General features: G+C 64.9%; 18 protein-coding genes and 1 pseudogene. 6 read left to right on the top strand and 13 right to left on the bottom strand.

Annotated features, from left to right (window positions below):
* Positions 1–6: 6 nt before the first annotated feature.
* Positions 7–1014, bottom strand: coding sequence for an aldo/keto reductase (locus tag ACVWYQ_RS22520; protein ID WP_404544823.1), 1008 nt, complete (start codon positions 1012–1014; stop codon positions 7–9).
* 112 nt (positions 1015–1126) lie between these two features.
* On the opposite strand from ACVWYQ_RS22520, the gene ACVWYQ_RS22515 reads away from it, so the two are divergent.
* Positions 1127–2038 (top strand): LysR family transcriptional regulator, encoded by a 912-nt coding sequence (locus tag ACVWYQ_RS22515; RefSeq protein ID WP_404544821.1) that lies wholly within the window; start codon positions 1127–1129, stop codon positions 2036–2038.
* A 3-nt stretch (positions 2039–2041) separates the two neighbouring features.
* Here ACVWYQ_RS22515 and ACVWYQ_RS22510 read toward each other — a convergent pair whose 3' ends face one another.
* The gene (locus ACVWYQ_RS22510; RefSeq protein WP_404544819.1) at positions 2042–3043 is read right to left on the bottom strand and encodes a 2-hydroxyacid dehydrogenase; all 1002 of its coding nucleotides are present in this window, start codon (positions 3041–3043) and stop codon (positions 2042–2044) included.
* Between the two features lie 319 nt (positions 3044–3362).
* Between ACVWYQ_RS22510 and ACVWYQ_RS22505 the strand changes: the two genes are divergently transcribed.
* Positions 3363–3890: an SH3 domain-containing protein gene (locus ACVWYQ_RS22505; protein WP_157285970.1), complete on the top strand. Its 528-nt coding sequence runs from the start codon at positions 3363–3365 to the stop codon at positions 3888–3890.
* A gap of 145 nt (positions 3891–4035) precedes the next feature.
* Here ACVWYQ_RS22505 and irrA read toward each other — a convergent pair whose 3' ends face one another.
* Positions 4036–4524, bottom strand: a complete 489-nt coding sequence (irrA, locus tag ACVWYQ_RS22500; protein WP_036009037.1) for an iron response transcriptional regulator IrrA — start codon at positions 4522–4524, stop codon at positions 4036–4038.
* Between the two features lie 346 nt (positions 4525–4870).
* Here irrA and fabA point away from each other — a divergent pair, with 346 nt between their 5' ends.
* The 3 genes from fabA (at position 4871) to fabI (ending at position 7591) form a co-directional block, all read left to right on the top strand.
* Positions 4871–5392: a bifunctional 3-hydroxydecanoyl-ACP dehydratase/trans-2-decenoyl-ACP isomerase gene (fabA, locus tag ACVWYQ_RS22495; protein ID WP_157285969.1), complete on the top strand. Its 522-nt coding sequence runs from the start codon at positions 4871–4873 to the stop codon at positions 5390–5392.
* A 39-nt stretch (positions 5393–5431) separates the two neighbouring features.
* Positions 5432–6655 (top strand): beta-ketoacyl-ACP synthase I, encoded by a 1224-nt coding sequence (gene fabB, locus ACVWYQ_RS22490; RefSeq protein WP_128265148.1) that lies wholly within the window; start codon positions 5432–5434, stop codon positions 6653–6655.
* A 138-nt stretch (positions 6656–6793) separates the two neighbouring features.
* Positions 6794–7591, top strand: a complete 798-nt coding sequence (fabI, locus tag ACVWYQ_RS22485; RefSeq protein WP_271543481.1) for an enoyl-ACP reductase FabI — start codon at positions 6794–6796, stop codon at positions 7589–7591.
* 129 nt (positions 7592–7720) lie between these two features.
* On the opposite strand, the gene ACVWYQ_RS22480 is transcribed toward fabI, so the two are convergent.
* The 4 genes and pseudogenes from ACVWYQ_RS22480 to ACVWYQ_RS22465 form a co-directional block, all read right to left on the bottom strand.
* On the bottom strand, positions 7721–8317 hold the full coding sequence (locus ACVWYQ_RS22480; RefSeq protein WP_404544816.1) for a glutathione S-transferase family protein: 597 nt from the start codon (positions 8315–8317) through the stop codon (positions 7721–7723).
* Positions 8318–8329: 12 nt separating this feature from the next.
* A complete protein-coding gene (locus ACVWYQ_RS22475) occupies positions 8330–9193 on the bottom strand; it encodes a hypothetical protein (RefSeq protein WP_404544814.1) in 864 nt (287 codons plus the stop codon).
* Between the two features lie 47 nt (positions 9194–9240).
* A pseudogene (locus ACVWYQ_RS22470) lies at positions 9241–9709 on the bottom strand (GNAT family N-acetyltransferase).
* 7 nt (positions 9710–9716) lie between these two features.
* Positions 9717–10643 (bottom strand): hydrogen peroxide-inducible genes activator, encoded by a 927-nt coding sequence (locus tag ACVWYQ_RS22465; protein WP_271543488.1) that lies wholly within the window; start codon positions 10641–10643, stop codon positions 9717–9719.
* 114 nt (positions 10644–10757) lie between these two features.
* Here ACVWYQ_RS22465 and katG point away from each other — a divergent pair, with 114 nt between their 5' ends.
* The gene (katG, locus tag ACVWYQ_RS22460; protein ID WP_404544812.1) at positions 10758–12923 is read left to right on the top strand and encodes a catalase/peroxidase HPI; all 2166 of its coding nucleotides are present in this window, start codon (positions 10758–10760) and stop codon (positions 12921–12923) included.
* Between the two features lie 91 nt (positions 12924–13014).
* Here katG and ACVWYQ_RS22455 read toward each other — a convergent pair whose 3' ends face one another.
* From ACVWYQ_RS22455 to infB, 6 genes are all read right to left on the bottom strand, one after another.
* Complete coding sequence (locus ACVWYQ_RS22455; RefSeq protein ID WP_456726395.1) at positions 13015–13746, bottom strand: superoxide dismutase; 732 nt, start codon at positions 13744–13746, stop codon at positions 13015–13017.
* Between the two features lie 203 nt (positions 13747–13949).
* Positions 13950–16112 (bottom strand): polyribonucleotide nucleotidyltransferase, encoded by a 2163-nt coding sequence (gene pnp, locus ACVWYQ_RS22450; RefSeq protein ID WP_036024490.1) that lies wholly within the window; start codon positions 16110–16112, stop codon positions 13950–13952.
* Positions 16113–16491: 379 nt separating this feature from the next.
* Positions 16492–16761, bottom strand: a complete 270-nt coding sequence (gene rpsO / locus ACVWYQ_RS22445) for a 30S ribosomal protein S15 (RefSeq protein ID WP_008540131.1) — start codon at positions 16759–16761, stop codon at positions 16492–16494.
* Between the two features lie 2 nt (positions 16762–16763).
* Positions 16764–17882, bottom strand: coding sequence for a tRNA pseudouridine(55) synthase TruB (gene truB / locus ACVWYQ_RS22440; protein WP_036009001.1), 1119 nt, complete (start codon positions 17880–17882; stop codon positions 16764–16766).
* Complete coding sequence (gene rbfA / locus ACVWYQ_RS22435; RefSeq protein ID WP_271510559.1) at positions 17879–18310, bottom strand: 30S ribosome-binding factor RbfA; 432 nt, start codon at positions 18308–18310, stop codon at positions 17879–17881. The genes truB and rbfA overlap by 4 nt, the downstream gene beginning before the upstream one ends.
* Positions 18311–18465: 155 nt before the next feature.
* The gene (gene infB, locus ACVWYQ_RS22430; RefSeq protein ID WP_157285962.1) at positions 18466–21174 is read right to left on the bottom strand and encodes a translation initiation factor IF-2; all 2709 of its coding nucleotides are present in this window, start codon (positions 21172–21174) and stop codon (positions 18466–18468) included.
* Positions 21175–21176 lie beyond the last annotated feature (2 nt).

Below are 21176 nucleotides of genomic sequence, written 5' to 3'. Positions count from 1 at the left end.
CTACGGTCACGCCGCCGCCGGCTTCTCGCTGTCGAGATGCGCCATATGCTCGGCCGGGTAGCGCGTGCCGGCCGCGATATTGGGCGGAAACGCCTTGGCCAGCGCCTCGAGATGCGCCGGCGTCAGCGTCACCTTCGTTGCGCCAAGCGCTTCGCTGAGGCGGTTGCGGGTGCGGGCGCCAACCAGCGGCACGATCGCGTTGTCCTGTGCCGCGACCCAGGCGATCGCAACCTGTGCCGGCGTTGCGCCGATCTCGTTTGCGATTGCGCGCAGCTGCTCCACCAGCGCGAGATTGGTGTCGAGGTTCGCACCCTGGAAGCGCGGCGTCATCAGCCGGTAGTCACGGCCGGCCTTGCCTGAGTCCTTCGACCAGTGGCCGCTGATCAGGCCGCGCGCGAGCACGCCGTAAGCGGTGATGCCAATGCCGAGCTCGCGGCAGGTCTTCAGGATACCGCGTTCGATGCCGCGCTCGATCAGCGAATATTCGATCTGGAGATCGGCGATCGGATGCACCGCATGCGCGCGGCGGATGGTGTCGGAGCCGACCTCGGACAGGCCGATATGCCTGACATAGCCGGCCTTCACGAGATCGGCGAGACCGCCGATGGTCTCCTCGATCGGCACATTGGGATCGAGACGCGCGGGACGGTAGATGTCGACATAGTCGGTGCCGAGGCGCTGCAGCGAATAGGCGAGGAAGTTCTTTGTCGCCGCCGGCCTCGTGTCCATTCCCGCGAATTCGCCGGCCGGCCCGCGCAGCGCGCCGTACTTGACGCTGAGCTGCACCTTTTCGCGCGGCACCTCCTTCAGGGCTTCCCGCAACAACGTCTCGTTTTGCCCCATGGCGTAGAAATCGCCGGTGTCGAGCAGGGTGATGCCGCCATCGAGCGCCGCGTGCACCGTGGCGATGGCCTCGCCGCGATCGGCGGCGCCGTAGACCTCCGACATGCCCATGCAGCCGAGGCCGAATGTGGAGACGGTCGGGCCGGTTGAACCGAGTGTGCGCTGTTCCATGATTTTTCTCCTCGAGAAGGCGGCTGGGCCGCGTCACGAGGCCAGATATGAGCCGGAGCGATTGCGCCGATAAGCTGGACAATCCAGAACGCCTTGTTCAGATTAGTGAACAATGGCCGAGCCCGATCTGCGCGATCTCGATGTCTTCGTGGCGGTTGCCCGCACCCGCAATTTCCGGCGGGCCGCGGTCGAAATTCGCGTGTCCGTATCGAGCCTTAGCCAGCGGCTGCGGGACCTGGAGGAACGCCTCGGCGTGCGCCTGATGAACCGCACCACCCGCAGCGTCGCGCTGACCGAGGCGGGCGAGCTGCTGCTGTCGCGCGTCGCGCCGGCGCTCCGCGATGTCGGCGATGCCCTGGAGCAGGTGCGGGGCCTGCGCGGGGTCGCCTCCGGCCGCCTGCGCATCAATGCGCCTCCGCCCGCGGTCGATCTGGTGCTGGCGCCGCTGGCCGGGCCGTTCCTGAGCGCTCATCCGCAGGTCGATCTCGACATCGTCAGCGAAAGCGGCTTCGTCGATATCGTGAGCAGGGGCTATGACGCCGGCGTGCGCTATGGCGAGCATCTCGCGCAGGACATGGTGGCGATCCCGCTGAGCGGCCCGCAGCGCTATGTCGTGGTCGCTTCGCCCGGTTACATCGCGCGGCGCGGCAGGCCGCTTCATCCGAAGGACCTGCTCGACCATGATTGCATCCGCGCGCGCTATTCGAGCGGCGTCATGCACGATCTGGAATTCGAGAGAGCCGGGCAGGTGGTGAAGGTCGATCCGCCGGCGAAGCTGATCTCGACCAATATGAATCTTGCGATGCGCGCTGCGCTCGACGGCGTCGGCATCTGGGCCACGCTCGACGGCTATGTCGGCGATGCCGTGAAGTCCGGCGATCTGATCAGCCTGATGGAAGAATGGTGTGAGCCGTTTCCGGGCCCGTTCCTGTATTATCCGAGCCGGCGCCAGACGCCGCCGGCGCTGCGCGCGTTCATCGATTTCGTTGCGGATTGGCGCAAGCGCGAAGGGCGCGGGAAGTAAACCTCAAAGCATGCTCGGCAGCACGCGGTCCGGCGGTTTGTGGGCGTCGAGGAAGGTGCGGATGTTGATGATCACCTTCTCGCCCATCTCGACGCGGCCTTCGATCGTGGCCGAGCCCATATGCGGCAGCAGCGTCACCTTGCCGGCCCTGGCGAGCCGCACCAGCTTCGGGTTGACCGCGGGCTCGTGCTCGTAGACGTCGAGGCCGGCGCCGCCGATCTCGCCGCCTTCGATCAGCTTGATCAGCGTGTCCTCGTCGGTGACCTCGCCGCGCGCAGTGTTGACGATGTAGGCGTCCTTGCGGATCAGCTTCAGCCGCCGCGCCGAGAGCAGGTGATAGGTCGCCGGTGTGTGCGGACAATTCACCGAGATGATGTCCATCCGCGCCAGCATCTGGTCGAGGCTTTCCCAATAGGTCGCGCCTAACTCCTCGGCGATCATTGGGGCGACGGGACGGCGGTTGTGATAGTGGATCTGCAGGCCGAAGGCGCGGGCGCGGCGCGCCACCGCCTGGCCGATGCGGCCCATGCCGATGATGCCGAGGCGTTTGCCCCCGATGCGGTGGCCGAGCATCCAGGTCGGCGACCAGCCGGCCCAGGGCTTGCCTTCGGTCAAGATCGAGGCGCCTTCGATCATGCGCCTGGGCACCGCCAGGATCAGCGCCATGGTCATGTCGGCAGTGTCTTCGGTCAGGACCTTCGGCGTGTTGGTGACGGTGATGCCGCGGGCATGGGCGGCTGCGACGTCGATATTGTCGACGCCATTGCCGAAATTGGCGATCAGGCGGAGCTTGCAGTCGGGCTGGTTCACGACCTCGGCGCTGATGTGATCGGTCACGGTCGGAACCAGGACGTCGGCGGTGCGGGCGGCTTCCGCGATCTGCTCGGGCGACATCGGCGTGTCGTCGAGATTGATCCGCGCGTCGAACAGCTCGCGCATCCGCGTCTCGATCGAATCCGGCAGCTTGCGCGTCACCACGACGAGGGGCTTTTTCTTCACCGACATGTCCTGCTCTCATGAGGCATCGCAGGCCGCCTCTGTCGCCAAAGGCCGGTCGTTGAGGCCTCATTAACCCGGTTGTTCGACACTGCCCTTGCCGTGTCCGTCCCCGGCGTTTCCTCCAAGCTCACCCGACATTTCCGGCCGGAAAATCGGGGCCAATTGGTTGCTCAAGTGCCCGTTCTCTCTAGCAGAAGGCCGGGCCAAGACAAGAACCACGGCTCAAGGCTTGGAACCCGCGTGGGGCGGGAGAGGGAGCGGGTGCGGCAGGGTTTGAAGTTGGGGTGAAGGTCCGGTCTGCCGGGTCCTTGAAGGAGACGGGTTGATGGCGTTGGGGCGTTTTTGTTCGGTGATGGCGCTCGTTTGCATGTGGTTGAGCGCCTCGGTCGACCCCTCGCATTCGAAGGACAATACCCCGCAGGCCAGCAGCGGCTTGCCGGTGCCGCGCTATGTCAGCCTCAAATCGGATCACGTGAACGTCCGCGCCGGCCCGACCAAGGACAACGACGTCGCCTGGGTCTACACCCGCGCCGGCCTGCCGGTCGAAATTACCGCCGAGTTCGAGAACTGGCGCCGGGTGCGCGATTCCGAAGGCGCCGAGGGCTGGGTCTATCACTCGCTGCTGTCGGGCCGCCGCACCGCGGTCGTCACCATGAAGCACAAGGACGATCTCGCTCCGATCTATGACCGGCCCGATCCCGACAGCGCGGTTGCGGCCAAGCTCCAGGCCGGCGTCGTCACCCAGGTCAAGAAATGCGCCGCAGGCTGGTGCCGCGTCATCGGCAACGGCTTCGACGGCTGGATTCAGCAGGAGCGCCTCTGGGGCGTCTACGCCGACGAGCAGGTGAATTGAGGACAATAGGCGGAGGGCGCGCTCGCCGCTCCAACGTCATGCCCGGGCTTGTCCCGGGCATCCACGTCCTTCACGCCCAGTCCAAAAACGTGGATGGCCGGGACAAGCCCGGCCATGACGGCAAACTCGGCAGTTTGAATCGATCTCAGCGCTTCTTGCGCAGGCGCACGACCATGTCGATGCGGGAGATCTCGTAGCCCTCGGGCACCTCCGGCATCTTGGACAGCGCCAGATGCGGATCCTCGATGTCGACCAGCTCGTGGCTGTTCTCGAGATAATAGTGGTGGTGGGTGGTGACGTTGGTGTCGAAATAGGTCTTGGTGCCGTCGACGCTGACCTGGCGCAGCAGGCCGGCATCGGTGAGCTGGTTCAGCGTGTTGTAGACGGTCGCCAGCGACACCGGGACCTTGGCGAGTGTGGCTTCCTCGTAGAGCATTTCAGCCGTGAGGTGGCGTGCGCCCTTGCCGAACAGCAGCCAGCCCAGCGCCATGCGCTGGCGCGTCGGCCGCAACCCCGCGGACTGCAGCATTTCGTTGACGTCGTGCCAGGGACACCCGGTCAGGGCCGGCTGGCGGCCGGACAGGAGGGCCGCGGCATGGTCGTCGTCGTGTTGGGACGCGGTATTCTCGTTCATTTCCAAGATTTCGGGCACGCGTGAACAATATCTCCCTGTAACATAAGAAGAGAAAGATGCAGATGCAAGTTTCTCGCAACTAGAGACGTTCTAATCAGGCTCGGAACCGGTTGGGGAGCGCGTCATTTTACCTTCATCTCTGCGCTTTGCCACCCGAAATGGCGTGTGTTAGAGAGCGCGCGGTTCCGCTTAGCCGATTTTGGCGCAGCCGGGCATGGAGGCCCGGTCGGCAATCCATGCGAAGCTTGCGCAAGTCGCGGCCGGCGGTGGCGATTGGCGGTCCGATCAGACGGGCCCATTTTCGCCAGGAACGCCGCTCAATCGGGATTTGAACAGAGGCTCGTGAATGCTGAACAGGCGCAACGGTTACGACTACGAAGATCTGCTGGCCTGTGCCCGCGGCGAGATGTTCGGCCCAGGCAACGCCCAGCTGCCGCTGCCGCCGATGCTGATGTTCGACCGCATCACTGACATCAACGACAATGGCGGTGAGTTCGGCAAGGGTCTGGTGCGCGCCGAGCTCGACGTGAAACCCGACCTCTGGTTCTTCGGCTGCCATTTCAAGAACGATCCGGTCATGCCCGGCTGCCTCGGACTCGATGCGCTGTGGCAGATGGTCGGCTTCTACCTCGGCTGGAGCGGGGGCGAAGGCCGCGGTCGCGCGCTCGGTTTGAACGAGCTGAAATTCAGCGGCCAGGTGCTGACCGAGGCCCGCAAGGTTGTGTACAACGTCGACATCAAGCGGGTGATGCGGGCAAAGCTCGTGCTCGGTATCGCCGACGGGTGGCTTTCGGTCGATGACCAGATTATCTATCGCGCCAAGGATCTGAAGGTCGGCCTGTTCAAGCAGGGCACGAGCCTGGGCTGAGCGCATCACCACGAAGACAACGATTGAGGCGAGGCTGTCATGAGGCGGGTTGTGGTCACCGGAATGGGCATCGTCTCGTCCATCGGAAACAACACCCAGGAAGTGCTTGCGAGCCTTCACGAGGCGAAGTCGGGCATTTCGCGGGCTGAGAAATATGCCGAGCTCGGCTTCCGTTCGCAGGTTCAAGGCGAGCCGTCGCTCGATCCCTCGACGGTCGTCGACCGCCGCGCGATGCGCTTCCTCGGCCAGGGCGCGGCGTGGAATCACATCGCCATGGAGCAGGCGATCCAGGATTCCGGCCTGACGCCCGACGAAGTCTCCAACATCCGGACCGGCATCATCATGGGCTCCGGCGGTCCGTCGGCGCGCACCATCGTCGAAGCCGCCGACATCACCCGCTCCAAGGGACCGAAGCGCGTCGGCCCGTTTGCGGTGCCGAAGGCGATGTCCTCCACGGCGTCCGCGACGCTCGCGACCTGGTTCAAGATCAAGGGCGTGAACTATTCGATCTCCTCGGCCTGCGCGACCTCGAACCATTGCGTCGGCAATGCCTATGAGACCATCCAGATCGGCAAGCAGGACGTCATCTTCGCCGGCGGCTGCGAGGAGCTGGACTGGTCGCTGTCGGTGCTGTTCGACGCCATGGGCGCGATGTCCTCGAAGTACAACGACACGCCGGCGACGGCCTCGCGTCCCTACGATCTCAATCGCGACGGTTTCGTCATCGCCGGCGGCGCCGGCGTGCTGGTGCTGGAAGAGCTCGAGCATGCCAAGGCGCGCGGCGCGCGCATCTATGGCGAGGTCGTCGGCTATGGCGCGACCTCTGATGGCCACGACATGGTGGCGCCGTCGGGAGAAGGCGCCGAGCGCTGCATGCGCATGGCGATGTCGACGGTGAAAACCAAGGTCGACTACATCAACCCGCACGCGACCTCGACGCCGGCCGGCGACCCGCCGGAGATCGAGGCGATCCGAAAAGTGTTCGGCGTCGGCGAGAAGTGCCCGCCGATCTCGGCGACCAAGGCACTGACCGGCCACTCCCTCGGCGCCACCGGCGTGCAGGAAGCGATCTATTCGCTGCTGATGATGAACAACGGTTTCATCTGCGAGAGCGCGCACATCCAGGAGCTCGATCCCGTGTTCGCCGACATGCCGATCGTGCGCAAGCGCATCGACAACGCCAAGATCGGCACGGTGCTGTCGAACTCGTTCGGCTTCGGCGGCACCAACGCGACCCTGGTGTTCAGCCGGCTGGATGCGTGATTTCAGCGACGCTGTCGTGCCCCGCGAAGGCGGGGCATCCAGTACGCCGTGCCCTCACGACTACCACGACTGTCTCGGAATACTGGATCGCCCGCCTGCGCGGGCGATGACGTCGGAATGATAAGGAGCCGCGAGGCAATGGAAGGTCTGATGAAAGGCAAGCGCGGTTTGATCATGGGCATTGCCAATGATCATTCCATCGCCTGGGGCATGGCGAGGACGCTGCATGCCCACGGCGCCGAGCTTGCCTTCACCTTCCAGGGCGAGGCGCTCGGCAAGCGCGTCAAGCCGCTGGCAGAGCAGCTCGGCGTCGATCTGGTGCTGCCTTGCGACGTCGAGGACATCGCCAGCGTCGATGCCACCTTCGCGGTGCTCCGCGAAAAGTGGGGCGGGCTCGACTTCGTGATCCATGCGATCGGCTTTGCCGACAAGAACGAGCTGAAGGGCCGCTACGCCGACACCAGCCGCGAGAATTTTTCGCGCACCATGGTGATCTCCTGTTTCTCGTTCACGGAGGTCGCAAAGCGCGCCGCCGAGCTGATGACGGAAGGCGGCAGCATGATCACGCTGACCTTCGGCGCCTCGGAGCGCGCGATGCCGAACTACAACGTGATGGGCGTGGCCAAGGCGGCGCTGGAGGCTTCCGTGCGCTATCTCGCCGCTGATTTCGGACCGCGCGGCATCCGCGTCAATGCGATCTCCGCCGGCCCCATCCGCACCCTCGCCGGCTCCGGTATCGGTGAGGCGCGCGCAATGTTCGCCTTCATGCAGAAGCACGCGCCGCTCCGCCGCGGCGTCACGCTCGACGAGCTCGGCGGCTCGGCGCTGTATCTGCTGTCGGATCTGTCCGGCGGCGTGACCGGCGAGATCCATTATGTGGATTCGGGCTACAACGTCATCCTGATGCCGCGGCCGGATGATTTGAAGTCGGAATAGGATGCTTTCGTAGCTCTTGTAGGGTGGGCAAAGGCGCGCCCTTCGCGCCGTGCCCACGAGCTCTCAAGGATCGCGACGCAAGGTGGTGGGCACGCTTCGCTTTGCCCACCCTACAAATCCTGAGCTTGTCTATCCCGCCGCGATCTTCTCCGCGCGCTGGAACGCCGGCCGCGCCGTGCAGCGCGCGAGGTAAGCATCGAACGCGGGGCGCGACGGCACCATCTTGAACAGGCGTATCGCGAAATTCAGGCCGGCGCCGATCACGACGTCGGCGGCGGAAAATTCCTCGCCGAGAATCCACGGACCCTTTTCGAGCGCGGCTTCCAGCACGTCGAACACCTGCGTGGCGCTGCCCCAGGCCGCCGTCGAGGTCGGGATCTCGATCTTGGTGAAGATCTGGGTGATGGCCGGCTCGATGCAGCCCGGAGAGAAGAACAGCCATTGCAAGTAGCGCGCGCGGCGCGGGTCGGTCACGGCGGGTGCGAGCTTGGTCTCGGGATAGCGGTCTGCGATGTAGGCGCAGATCGCCGCGGCTTCGGCGAGCGCGGCATCGCCGTCGGTCAGCGCCGGCACCTTGCCCATCGGGCTGATCTTCAGATAGTCCGGCGCCTTCTGCGCGCCGGTCGAGATGTCGGTCAGCACGCGCTCATAGGGCAGGCCGCTCTCCTCCATCAGCCAGAGCGTCGTGAACGAGCGCGAGCGGGGCGACCAATAGAGCTTGATCATGGCGGGGAACCTTCATTGCTGGAGCAGCTGAGGTAGCGTCTTGTCGAGACTCGTCGTCAGCAGCGTGCGGACACCATCGCGCAGCGCGTGGTTGCCCGCCACCTCGTTGGCAGACGCCGGAAAGGCCGTCTCATCCAATTCCTTGTTGGGGCCGCTGATCGGGTTGATCCCGATCAAGCGTGACATCATGGGTTCGGCATCCGTTGACGCCGCGCCTTTCTTGACGACCTCGAACGACTGTCCGTCGTACACGGTGATATAGGTCAGCGCGAACAGGAACGTGCGTCGCTTGATGGGATTGCCCCACTTCACGATGCCAAATCCCTCGACAGATTGGTTCGTGTTGCTGAAGCCGTTCTGGAATCTCTCGACCAGGACATAGAGCTGACATTTGGTGCCTGCCGCGCTCTGCTGAACGAATTCCTGTCGCTCCTGGTTTCGTCTCAGCATCGGCGATCCGGATCCACCGGCCTGCGCCCAGGCGCTCGGCGAATAAGCGAGGCGCTTGACGGATTTGCCGGACGCGGCCGCGCGAACCCGCGACATGACGATGTCATCAAGTCTCCAACCATCGATCGCGACGGGCGCGTACTCGTTGCCAAACATGGTGAAGCCAACCTGCTGAACACCGAACCGGTTGCCGACGACGGAAATAAGGCCAATCCCGCACGGTCCTGCATCCGCAGCGGCAGGCTGTTTGGAGCTCGAGGGGGCTTTCGGCGTGGCGCTCTTGGCTGGCCGAGCCGGTGATGGAGCGGATTGGGCCGCCGCGCCTGCGATGAGCCCGAACAGAAAGATCGTAGTCAAGCAGATGCGAAACATGGGACGGCTGATGCGGGTTGCGGCTTCCGGTATATTCTCGTCGACGAGAGACATCTACTAGTGCGGGCCGATTGCAACCGCAAGGTGAAGACCCGCTCGTCCTACCCGCCGCCTGGCCGTGGCCGGTTCCACCGGTAACACTTCATCACGAACCCGTTCGACGGCTCGATCTCTTCCTTCTCGAGCACAAAGCCTTCGCGTTCGTACCAGCGCCAGGCCTTTTCGTTCTCGCGGACGCAGCGCAGATACATCTCGTCGGGCATTTGCGTGCGCGTGAAGGCGAGCAGCTTCCGCCCGAGGGATTGCCCCCTGATAGGCGGGCGCGACGAACAGCATGTCGAGATAGAGCTTTGGCAGATGCAGCGCCAGCATCGCGGCGATCGTGCCGCGATCGTCGGCGACGAACAGGCTCCAGCCGTTCTCGATCTCGCGCCGTATGCGCGCCCGCAGGTTCGCCAGCAGGAAGTCGCTGGCTTCGGCGAGCCCGGTCGAGACCCAGCTCTCCATCCAGACGCGCCCGATCTCGTCGTACTCATCCGCGCGGGCGGGGCGGATGACCGGATGCGACATCCGCCGATCAAGCCTTCTGGCTGCGCAGGGATTGCCGCGCGCGCACCTTGCCGGCCGACAGGCACACCACCTCGGAAATCTGCAGCAGCTGCCGCGCCAACGGGCTGGTCTTGCGCCAGACCATGCCGATGGTGCGCGACGGCTCGGGGTCGCGGAAGCGCGCCAGCGAGACCGAGGCGGACCGCGTCTCCACCGGCACCGCCATCTCCGGGATCAGGGTGACGCCGATGCCGGCGCTGACCATCTGCACCAGCGTCGACAGCGAGTTCGCATCCAGCATCTCGCGCGGCGGCGCGGCCTGCATGTTGCAGAACGACAGCGCCTGGTCGCGGAAACAGTGCCCCTCCTCGAGCAGCAGAAGCCGCATCTCGCGCATCATCTCGCGTGACGGCACCGGTGTGCCTTCATCGGCGCCCGGCCGCACCAGCAGAAATTTCTCCTCGAACAGCGCGACCTCGGTGAGCGAGGGCTCCGACACCGGCAGCGCCACGATGGCGGTGTCGAGCCGTCCTTCCACCAGTTCCTGGATCAGCCGCGGCGTCATGGTCTCGCGCACGCGGATGTCGAGCTCCGGATGCATGCGCGTGAGATTCTTGGTGATCTTGGGCAGCAGGTAGGGTGCGATGGTCGGGATCATGCCGATGCGCAGGCGGCCGGCGAAGCGGTCTTGCGAAGCGCGCGCAAAATCGCCGAGCTCGTCGACCGAGCGCAGGATGTCGCGGACCCGTTGCGCCAGCTCCTCGCCGAACCGGGTCAGCGCGACCTGGCGGGCGCTGCGCTCCAGCAGCAGGCCGCCCAGCGCCTCCTCCAGCTCCTTGATCTGCATTGACAGGGCCGGCTGCGAGATCGAGCAGGACTCGGCCGCGCGGCCGAAATGGCCGTGACGGGCCAGCGCGTCGAAATACCGGAGCTGGCGCAGCGTCAGATTTATCATCAGAAAATCCTATCGCAGCGATCACTAAAGTCAACTTCCCCTGATAGGACGCTGCGCTTAGAGTGGTTCTACCTGGTCAAGGGCGCGAGTTCGACGCCGCCAGAGGAGGTATTCATGGACGACACTTCGAAGTGCCCGTTTTCGGGCGGAAAACCCACGCGCACAAACCGCGATTGGTGGCCGACGCAGCTCAACATCGAGGTGCTGCACAAGAATTCGGACAAGTCCGATCCGATGGACAAGGACTTCGATTATGCCAAGGAGTTCAAGTCACTCGACCTGAATGCGGTCATCAAGGACCTGACCGCCCTGATGACGGACTCGCAGGAATGGTGGCCCGCCGACTTCGGCCACTATGGCGGTCTCATGATCCGCATGGCCTGGCACAGCGCGGGCACCTACCGCACCACCGACGGCCGCGGTGGCGCCGGCGCCGGTCAGCAGCGTTTCGCCCCGCTCAACAGCTGGCCCGACAACGCCAACCTCGACAAGGCACGCCGTCTGCTGTGGCCGATCAAGCAGAAATACGGCCGCAAGATTTCCTGGGCCGATCTGATGGTGCTCGCCGGCAACGTCGCGCTGGAATCGATGGGCTTCAAGACGTTCGGCTTTGCGGGCGGCCGCGTCGACGTCTGGGAGCCGGAAGAACTCTATTGGGGTCCCGAAGGCACCTGGCTCGGCGATGAGCGCTACAGCGGCGAACGCCAGCTCGCCGAGCCGCTCGGCGCCGTGCAGATGGGCCTCATCTACGTCAATCCGGAAGGTCCGAACGGCAAGCCGGACCCGGTCGCCGCAGCCAAGGACATTCGCGAGACCTTCGCCCGCATGGCGATGAATGACGAAGAGACCGTCGCGCTGATCGCCGGCGGCCACAGCTTCGGCAAGACCCATGGCGCCGGCGATCCCTCGCTGGTCGGTCCGGAGCCGGAAGCCGGCGCGCTGGAAGATCAGGGCCTCGGCTGGAAGAGCAAGCACGCCACGGGCCACTCGGGTGATGCGATCACCAGCGGTCTCGAGGTCACGTGGACGAAGACGCCGACGAAGTGGAGCAACAACTTCTTCGAGAACCTGTTCAACTTCGAATGGGAGCTGACCAAGAGCCCGGGCGGCGCCAACCAGTGGGTGGCCAAGAACGCGGAGGCGATCATCCCCGATGCTTTCGACAAGTCGAAGAAGCATCGGCCGACCATGCTGACGACGGACCTCTCGCTGCGCTTCGATCCCGCCTACGAGAAGATCTCGCGTCGCTTCCTGGAGAACCCGGATCAGTTCGCGGACGCCTTCGCCCGCGCTTGGTTCAAGCTCACCCATCGCGACATGGGTCCGATCCAGCGCTATCTCGGCCCGCTGGTGCCGAAGGAGACGCTGATCTGGCAGGATCCGATTCCGGCCGTGAACCACGAGGTGGTCGGCGAGCAGGACATCGCCTCGCTGAAGACCAAGATCCTGGCTTCGGGCCTGACGGTGCCGGAACTGGTCTCAACGGCCTGGGCCTCGGCCTCGACGTTCCGCGGCTCGGACAAGCGCGGCGGCGCCAACGGCGCGCGCATCCGGCTTGCCCCGCAGAAGGATTGGGAGGTCAACGAGCCGGCTCAGCTCGCCAAGGTGCTCGGCAAGCTCGAAGCGATCCAGAAGGACTTCAACGCGTCATCCGGCGCGAAGAAGGTCTCGCTCGCCGACCTGATCGTGCTCGGCGGCACCGCCGCGGTCGAGAAGGCCGCCAAGGACGCCGGCGTCGAGGTCAAGGTCGGCTTCACGCCGGGCCGCATGGACGCCTCGCAGGAGCAGACGGACGCGGCCTCGTTCGCACCGCTGGAGCCGCGCGCCGATGGCTTCCGCAACTACATCGGCAAGCGGCATCAGTTCATGCAGCAGGAGGAAGCTCTGGTCGATCGCGCGCAGCTGCTCAGACTCACAGGTCCCGAGATGACGGTTCTGGTCGGCGGCCTGCGTGTGCTCGGCGCCAACGCGAACGGTTCGAAGCACGGCGTGCTCACCACCAAGGTGGGAACGCTGAGCAACGACTTCTTCGTCAACCTGCTCGACATGAGCGCGCAGTGGACGGCCGCTGCCGATGGCACCTATGAGGCACGCGATCGCAAGACCAATGCGGTGAAGTGGACCGGCACCCGCGTCGATCTCATCTTCGGCGCACACTCCCAGCTTCGCGCCTTCGCCGAGGTCTATGCCACCTCGGACTCCAAGGAGAAGTTCGTCAAGGATTTCGCCAAGGCCTGGACCAAGGTGATGAACCTCGACCGCTACGACCTCGCGGCGTGAGGATGACACCTCTCCCGCTTGCGAGAGAGAGCGCAGTAGTCACGAGAAAGGGCGGCCGAGAGGCCGCCCTTTTTATGGTTTCCGATTGTGCTCACACGTCGAGTGTGCCGGCCTTCGCGGCAGCGTAGCGCTCGCCCACCGCCTTCCAGTTCACCGTGTTCCACCATGCCTTGAGATAGTCGGCGCGCCGGTTCTGGTAGTTCAGATAGTAGGCGTGCTCCCAGACGTCATTGCCGAGCAGCGCCCGCTTGCCGTCCATCATCGGATTGTCCTGGTTGGGTCGCGTTTCGATGGCGAGCTTGCCATCCTTGCTGACAGTCACGAACACCCAGCCCGAGCCGAAGACCCGTCCGCCGGCAGCGTTGAAGTCGGTTTGCAATTTCTCCATGCCACCGAGATCGCTGTCGATCGCGGCGAGCAGGGCGCCTTCCGGCTTGCCGCCGTTCGGTCCCATGATCTGCCAGAACATCGTGTGGTTGGCGTGGCCTCCCATGTTGTTGCGGACGCCGGTGCGGATCGCGTCGGGTACGGCGCCGAGATTGCCGAGCACCTCGCCGACCGGCTTTCCAGCGATCTGGGGATTGTCCTTCGCGAAATTGTTCAGGTTGGTAATGAACGCCTGGTGATGGCGGCCGTGATGAATCTCCATCGTCTGGGCATCGATATGCGGTTCCAGCGCATTCGCCGGATAGGCCAAAGGATCGAGCTTGAACGGCCCTGCGGACGCCGCGGCGGCTTGCGCAAACGCCATGCGCGGGGCAGCGGCAGCCGCGACGAGGCCGGTTGCAGTGAACATGAGGCGGCGCCGGGATATGGACGTCATTTGGTTCTCCTGTCTTGGGACGATCCGCTGATGAAGCGTACGGCGGTACGATAGTTACGCAACACCAGCCATTCCGGGTTTCGAACGCGGTCACTCCGACGCTGCGGCGGAAGCGCGCATGGCCTGCGATGATGCAGGCGGCACGGCAAAGAAAAAGGGCGGCCTCTCGGCCGCCCTTCGCGTTTCCGGACTGTCGCGAGGCCTTACTCGCCGGCGGCTTCGCGCGGGGCCTTCTCGCCCTCGCCGCCCTTGTCCTTGCCTTCGAGGTCTTCGCCCGTGGTCTGGTCGACCACCTTCATCGACAGGCGGGTCTTGCCGCGGTCGTCGAAGCCGAGCAGCTTGACCTTGACCTTGTCGCCTTCCTTGACGACGTCGGAGGTCTTCTGCACGCGGTTGGCCGCGAGCTGGCTGATGTGGACGAGACCATCCTTGGAACCGAAGAAGTTCACGAAGGCGCCGAACTCCATCACCTTGACGACAGTGCCGTCATAGATCTGGCCGACTTCCGGATCGGACGCGATCGACTTGATCCACTTGATCGCCGCCTTCATCGCCTCGCCGTCGCTGGAGGCGACCTTCACGGTGCCGTCATCCTCGATGTTGACCTTGGCGCCGGTCTTCTCGACGATCTCGCGGATCACCTTGCCGCCGGTACCGATCACTTCGCGGATCTTGTCGGTGGCGATCTTGAAGGTCTCGATGCGCGGCGCGTATTCGCCGAGCTCGGCGCGGGCCGCTGTGAGGGCCTTTGCCATCTCGCCGAGGATATGGATCCGGCCGTCCTTGGCCTGAGCCAGCGCGACCTTCATGATCTCTTCGGTGATGCCCTCGATCTTGATGTCCATCTGGAGCGAGGTGATGCCCGCTTCCGTGCCGGCGACCTTGAAGTCCATGTCGCCGAGATGGTCCTCGTCGCCGAGGATGTCCGAGAGAACCGCAAAGCGCTTGTCTTCGAGGATCAGGCCCATCGCGATGCCCGCGGTCGGCCGCTTCAGCGGCACGCCCGCATCCATCAGCGCCAGCGAGGCGCCGCAGACCGAAGCCATCGAGGACGAGCCGTTGGACTCGGTGATCTCCGACACCACGCGCGTGGTGTAGGGGAATTCATGGTGCGGCGGCAGCACCGGACGAATCGCGCGCCAGGCCAGCTTGCCGTGGCCGATCTCGCGGCGCTTGGTGCCGCCGAGGCGGCCGGTCTCGCCGACCGAATAGGGCGGGAAGTTGTAGTGCAGCAGGAACGTTTCCTTGTAGGTTCCGGACAGCGCGTCGATGTACTGCTCGTCCTCGCCGGTGCCGAGCGTGGTCACGACCATCGCCTGGGTCTCGCCGCGGGTGAACAACGCCGAGCCGTGGGCGCGGGGCAGCACGCCGACTTCGGCGACGATGTTGCGCACCGTCTTGCTGTCGCGGCCGTCGATGCGCTTGCCAGTGTCGAGGATGTTCCAGCGAACGATCTTGGCCTCGAGCTCCTTGAACACGCCGGCGACACGGAGCTTGTCGTATTTCGGCTCCTGGCCCTCCGGGAAGTAGTGGGCCATCACCTTTTCCTTGGCGACACCGACGGCGGCATAACGCTCCTGCTTGATCGGAATCGCGTAGGCGGCGCGCAGCTCCTGCTCGACCAGGCCGAGCATCTCCTTCTCGAGCGCGGCGTTGTCGATGACGGTGACTTCGCGCGGCTCCTTGGCGGCCTTCTCGGCGAGCTCGATGATCGCGTTGATGACCGGCTGGAAGTGGCGGTGACCGAACATCACCGCGCCGAGCATGATGTCTTCGTTCAGTTCCTTGGCTTCCGATTCCACCATCAGCACGGCGTCGGCAGTGCCGGCGACGACGAGGTCGAGCTGGGTGTCGACCATCTCGTCGAGCGTCGGGTTGAGAATGAACTCGTCATTGGCGAAGCCGACGCGGGCCGCGCCGATCGGGCCCTTGAACGGCACGCCGGACAGCGTCAGCGCCGCGGAGGCCGCGACCATCGCCACGACGTCGGGATCGTTCTCCATGTCGTGCGACAGCACGGTGACGATCACCTGGGTCTCGTTGCGCCAACCGTCGACGAATAGCGGGCGTATCGGTCGGTCGATCAGGCGGGAGACCAGCGTCTCCTTCTCGGTCGGACGGCCCTCGCGCTTGAAATAGCCGCCGGGAATGCGGCCCGCAGCGTAGGCCTTTTCCTGGTAATCGACCGTCAGCGGCAGGAAGTCGACGCCTTCGCGCGGCGCCTTCGCCGCGACGACGGTGGCGAGCACCACGGTCTCGCCATAGGTGGCGACGACGGCGCCGTCGGCCTGGCGGGCGATCTTGCCGGTTTCGAGCTTGAGTGGGCGTCCGCCCCAGTCGATTTCGACTGAATGCTTATTGAACATAGAGGTCTTCTTTCATGGGTTCTCGAAAGAAGGGACGGCTCTCGAAAAACAAAAACCATGCGCAAGATTGCGGGACGCTGATCGGAGCGGATGATCAGCGTCCTGCGATCCTGCCATGGTTTTTGGATGTCGGATGGCGTCCATCCTTTCGGGTCATACGGGCGCCTTGCCCGTTGTGCCCAGCCGCCGGATTGCTGCTGGACTGTCAGTCGGCACGAATGCGAACACCGAACCGCGGTCTTCGCCGTTCATGCTCGGATGCCGGCCGCCAACGACCTGCATCCGACGTGCGCGCAACCTCGATCAAAAAGCTTAAAACAAGCGCTTTCGTTCGAAACCACGCGCGAAAACGCGCGCCGGTGGCGCGCGCAAAGAACTCTTAACGACGAATATTGTGCTTCTCGAGCAGCGCCTTGTACCGCGCCTCGTCCTTCTTCTTGAGATAGTCGAGGAGCGAGCGGCGGGTCGAGACCAGCTTCAAGAGGCCGCGACGCGAATGGTTGTCCTTCACGTGGGTCTTGAAATGGTTGGTGAGGTTGTTGATGCGTTCCGACAGGATCGCGACCTGAACCTCGGGCGAGCCGGTGTCGCCGGCCTTGGTGGCATTCGTCTTGATGACTTCCGCTTTGCGTTCTGCGGCAATCGACATCGTCAATTTCTCTCGTTGCGACCGGGGCTGGCAGTCAGGCCGGTCAGGTTGAACACACGCTTGGGGATGATTTCGCCATTGCCAACTTCGGCAAGCGCCAAAAGACGGCCTGCCACCGTGACATAGACTGTGCCGCTACAAGTGGGCGCATCCCGTCCGCGCAACAAAACGGCCTGGCCCCGATGGAGCCTTGCCGCATCAGCCCGAGTGACGGCCAGTGCCGGGATGTCGTCCAGCGCGGTCTCAACGGGCAAAAGCGCGTCGGCGAGGCTGCCCTCGCCGGACGCGGCTCTATCGCACAAAGCCTCCAACTGATCCAGCGGAATCATGTCGTTTTCGCCAAATGGGCCGACCAGGGTCCGCCGCAGCGCGCAAATATGGCCGTAAGTGCCGAGAATCCGGCCCATATCGCGGGCGAGCGCCCGGACATAGGTGCCCTTGCCGCATTCGGCCTCGAACACGGCCCGGTCGTTATCTGGTTGATCGACAAGGGTTAAATGGTGAATCTCGACCGGGCGGGGGGCCAGTTCCACGACTTCGCCGTCGCGGGCGAGATCATAGGCGCGCTCGCCCTGGACCTTGATCGCCGAATAGCGCGGCGGGATCTGCTCGATCACCCCGGTGAAGCGGGGCAGCAGCGCCAGGATCGCCTCCCGGCTCGGGCGCTGGTCCGAGGTCGCGGTCACCCGGCCCTCGATGTCGTCGGTGTCGCGCTCCTCGCCCCAGCAGACCGTGAAGCGGTAGCGCTTGCGGCCGTCCATCACGAAGGGGACGGTCTTGGTGGCTTCCCCGAGTGCGATCGGCAAGCCGCCCGAGGCGAGCGGATCGAGCGTGCCGGCGTGTCCGGCGCGCTTGGCGTTGAACAGGCGCTTGAGCACGGCGACCGCCTGCGTCGAGGTCATGCCGATCGGCTTGTCGAGCACCACCCAGCCATGGACGTCGCGGCGGTCGCGGCGGACCTGGTTGCCCTTCTGCTGCTTGGCCCGCGGATCGTTGTTGACGCGGCGCGGCTCCTGATGCGGCTGCGAATTGCCGCCCATCTCCGCGAAATCGTTGGTCTGCGCGTCGCGCTGATCGGTGTCGTTGCCGCCGATCGTGCCGTGAGCGGGGTCCATGGTCATTGCTCTTCTTCCCGATCCGAATCCGGATCCTGTTCCAAATCCTTCTGCACCGCAGGCGTTCGCAAAAGCTTCTCGATCCGTTCCGCTTCGTCGAATCGTTCGTCGACGCGGAAGCGAATGTCAGGTGCAAATTTCAGGTTAACGCGCCGCGCGACCTCGCCGCGCAAGAACTTCTTGTTGCGCTCGAGCGCAGCGATGACGATCTCGGTGTCGCGGCCACCGAGCGGCATCACGTAGACCGTCGCGAGCTTCAGGTCGGGCGACATCCGTACCTCCGGCACGGTGATGATGTGACCTTCGAGGTCGGCATCATGCACATTGCCTTGCGCCAGAATATCGGCCATCGCGTGGCGAACCTGCTCGCCGACGCGCAACTGACGCTGCGAGCCGCCGGGCGCGGAACTCTTCTTCTGATGATGCCGTGGCATTATTCGAATATCACCTCGTCATGCCCGCATCTGGGACACGGGCATTGTCATTTGTCCTGTTGAAACGAAGAGGGGTGGATGGCCGGAAAAATCCGGCCATCGCACTCCCGCAATCTCAGTTCAAAAAGATCCGAACGCTTCGGTAAGATTTGGACTTACAGGGAGCGCTGGATCGTCTCCACGCGATAACACTCGATCACGTCACCGGCACGCATGTCGTGGTAGTTCTCGAAGGCCATGCCGCATTCCTGGCCGGACTGGACTTCCTTCACTTCGTCCTTGAAGCGCTTCAGCGTCGACAGCTTGCCTTCGTGCACGACGACGTTGTCGCGGATCAGGCGCACATTGGCGCCGCGTTCCACGGTGCCGTCGGTGACGCGGCAGCCGGCGACCTTGCCGACCTTGGAGATGTTGAAGATCTCCAGGATCTCGGCATTGCCCAGCATGGTTTCGCGCAAGGTCGGCGCGAGCAGACCGCTCATCGCCTTCTTCACGTCGTCCACGAGGTCGTAGATGATGTTGTAGTAGCGGATCTCGATGCCATTGCGCTTGGCGGCCGCAGCGGCCTCCTTGTTGGCGCGAACCGAGAAGCCGATGATCGCGGCGTTGAAGCCTTCGGCCAGCGTCACGTCGGATTCCGAGATGCCGCCAACGCCGGCATGCAGGATGCGGGCGGCGACCTCGTCGGTGCCGAGCTTCTCCAGCGAGCCGAGGATGGCTTCCAGCGAACCCTGCACGTCGGCCTTGACGATCAGCGGGAATTCCTTGCGGCCCGCCGTCTTCAATTGCGACATCATCTGCTCGAGCGAGCCGCGCATGCCGGAGATCGAGGCTGCCGCGTTCTCGCGCTTCTGGTGCGCGCGGTAACTGGTGACCTGGCGGGCGCGGGCTTCGTTCTCGACCACCGCGAGACGATCGCCAGCCTCGGGCGGGCCGTTGAAGCCGAGCACCTCGACCGGCACCGAGGGGCCGGCCTCCTGCACGGTCTCGCCCTGATCGGAGATCAGCGCGCGGACGCGGCCCATTTCGGCACCGGCGACGATGATGTCGCCGACGCGAAGCGTGCCGCGCTGCACCAGCACGGTCGCGACCGGACCACGGCCGCGATCGAGCTTGGCCTCGATCACGGTGCCTTCGGCCGGACGCTCCGAATTGGTCTTGAGGTCGAGGATTTCGGCCTGCAGCGCGATCATCTCGAGCAGCTTGTCGAGATTGGTCTTGTTCTTGGCGGACACCTCGACGTCGACGACTTCGCCGCCGAAAGATTCCACCTGCACCTCGTGCTGGAGCAGCTCGGTGCGCACGCGCTCGGGCTTGGCATCGGGCTTGTCGATCTTGTTGATGGCAACGATGATCGGCACGCCGGCCGCCTTGGCGTGATTGATGGCTTCGACCGTCTGCGGCATCACGCCGTCATCGGCCGCGACCACCAGCACGACGATGTCAGTCACCTTGGCGCCGCGGGCGCGCATCGCGGTGAACGCGGCGTGGCCGGGCGTGTCGATGAAGGTGATCTTCTTGCCGGTTTCAGGCGATGTCACCTGATAGGCGCCGATGTGCTGGGTGATGCCGCCGGCTTCGCCGGAGACCACGTTGGCGTGACGGAGCGCGTCGAGCAGCGAAGTCTTGCCGTGGTCGACGTGGCCCATGACGGTCACCACGGGCGAACGGGTCTCGGTGTCGGTCGAATCGTCGGTAGCGTCGAACAGACCTTCTTCAACGTCGGAGGCGGCAACGCGCTTGACGGTGTGGCCGAGCTCTTCGGCAATCAGCTGCGCGGTGTCGGCGTCGATCACGTCGGTGATCTTGTGCATCGCGCCCTGCTTCATCAACATGCGGATGACGTCGACCGCGCGCTCGGACATGCGGTTGGCGAGTTCCTGGATGGTGATCGCTTCCGGAATGACCACTTCGCGGATGAGCTTTTCCTTGGGCTCATTCGAGGCGTGCCCCTTCAGGCGCTGGGTGCGGCGGCGGAACGAGGCGATCGAGCGCTCGCGCACCTCATCGGCATTGAGCGCGGTGACGACGGTCAGGCGGCCGCGCTCCTTCTGCGGGCCGGGCTTGTGGGTGGGCTTGGGGGCTACCACGGGACGCGCGGCGCCGCCGGGACCGCGACGGATCTGGCGCGGCGCCTCGTCGTCGTCAGCTTCGGCCGCAACGGCGGGGCCACGGCCAGCCGGTCCACCCGGACGCTGCGCGGTCGTGGTTGCAGGACGCGCCGTCGTGGTTCCCGGGCGCGCTGTGGTAGTGGTTCCAGGCCGGGACGCAGGCGCACCGGGGCGCGGTGCGGAAGCGGCGGGTGTTGCGGTCGCGGAGCGCGCGGCGGATGTCGGCTGCTCACCCTCGCCGAAACGCTTCTTGGCCTCGGTCTCGGCCTTGCGCTTGGCTTCGTCCTCGTGACGGTGGCGCTCTTCCTCGGCCTTGCGGCGGGATTCGGCGGCTTCGCGCTCGGCGCGCTCGGCAGCCTCACGGGCGGCGCGGCGCTGAGCCTCTTCCTCGGCCTGGCGGCGCTCCTCGACTTCGCGCAGCTTGGCGTCGGCCAGCGCGCTGGCACGGGCCGAACGCTCATCTTCGGTCAGCGTGCGAAGCACCACGCCGGAACCGGCGTTGCGCGGCGGGGGCGGAGCCGGACGCGGCGGCGCGGCGGGTGCGGCCGGCGCGGGCTTTGCCGTCACCTCGGGCGCGTGCGGCTCGGGTCCGTCGCCAATGCGGCGCTTGCCGCGCTTCTCGACCACGACCTGCTTGCTGCGGCCATGGCTGAAGCTCTGGCGCACGGTGCCCGTTTCGACGCGCGGCTTGAGCGATAGCGTCTTGCTCGGAACGCTCAGCTTCTTGTCGCCAGGGGTCTTGGTATCAACCATTC

The sequence above is a fragment of the Bradyrhizobium sp. USDA 3397 genome, assembly GCF_054060965.1.
The sequence above is the reverse complement of the archived record's forward strand: the minus strand, read 5'-3'. Positions and strand labels throughout refer to the sequence as shown.

What these genes read in the sequence shown, in the direction of transcription:
- pnp (WP_036024490.1), bottom strand. Translation starts at nt 16,112, where the DNA reads ATGTTCAATAAGCATTCAGTCGAAATCGACTGGGGCGGACGCCCACTC.
- ACVWYQ_RS22515 (WP_404544821.1), top strand. Translation starts at nt 1,127, where the DNA reads ATGGCCGAGCCCGATCTGCGCGATCTCGATGTCTTCGTGGCGGTTGCC.
- ACVWYQ_RS22475 (WP_404544814.1), bottom strand. Translation starts at nt 9,193, where the DNA reads ATGTCTCTCGTCGACGAGAATATACCGGAAGCCGCAACCCGCATCAGC.
- irrA (WP_036009037.1), bottom strand. Translation starts at nt 4,524, where the DNA reads ATGAACGAGAATACCGCGTCCCAACACGACGACGACCATGCCGCGGCC.
- ACVWYQ_RS22480 (WP_404544816.1), bottom strand. Translation starts at nt 8,317, where the DNA reads ATGATCAAGCTCTATTGGTCGCCCCGCTCGCGCTCGTTCACGACGCTC.
- ACVWYQ_RS22455 (WP_456726395.1), bottom strand. Translation starts at nt 13,746, where the DNA reads ATGACGTCCATATCCCGGCGCCGCCTCATGTTCACTGCAACCGGCCTC.
- infB (WP_157285962.1), bottom strand. Translation starts at nt 21,174, where the DNA reads ATGGTTGATACCAAGACCCCTGGCGACAAGAAGCTGAGCGTTCCGAGC.
- fabA (WP_157285969.1), top strand. Translation starts at nt 4,871, where the DNA reads ATGCTGAACAGGCGCAACGGTTACGACTACGAAGATCTGCTGGCCTGT.
- fabI (WP_271543481.1), top strand. Translation starts at nt 6,794, where the DNA reads ATGGAAGGTCTGATGAAAGGCAAGCGCGGTTTGATCATGGGCATTGCC.
- ACVWYQ_RS22505 (WP_157285970.1), top strand. Translation starts at nt 3,363, where the DNA reads ATGGCGTTGGGGCGTTTTTGTTCGGTGATGGCGCTCGTTTGCATGTGG.
- ACVWYQ_RS22465 (WP_271543488.1), bottom strand. Translation starts at nt 10,643, where the DNA reads ATGATAAATCTGACGCTGCGCCAGCTCCGGTATTTCGACGCGCTGGCC.
- ACVWYQ_RS22510 (WP_404544819.1), bottom strand. Translation starts at nt 3,043, where the DNA reads ATGTCGGTGAAGAAAAAGCCCCTCGTCGTGGTGACGCGCAAGCTGCCG.
- fabB (WP_128265148.1), top strand. Translation starts at nt 5,432, where the DNA reads ATGAGGCGGGTTGTGGTCACCGGAATGGGCATCGTCTCGTCCATCGGA.
- rbfA (WP_271510559.1), bottom strand. Translation starts at nt 18,310, where the DNA reads ATGCCACGGCATCATCAGAAGAAGAGTTCCGCGCCCGGCGGCTCGCAG.
- katG (WP_404544812.1), top strand. Translation starts at nt 10,758, where the DNA reads ATGGACGACACTTCGAAGTGCCCGTTTTCGGGCGGAAAACCCACGCGC.
- ACVWYQ_RS22520 (WP_404544823.1), bottom strand. Translation starts at nt 1,014, where the DNA reads ATGGAACAGCGCACACTCGGTTCAACCGGCCCGACCGTCTCCACATTC.
- truB (WP_036009001.1), bottom strand. Translation starts at nt 17,882, where the DNA reads ATGACCATGGACCCCGCTCACGGCACGATCGGCGGCAACGACACCGAT.
- rpsO (WP_008540131.1), bottom strand. Translation starts at nt 16,761, where the DNA reads ATGTCGATTGCCGCAGAACGCAAAGCGGAAGTCATCAAGACGAATGCC.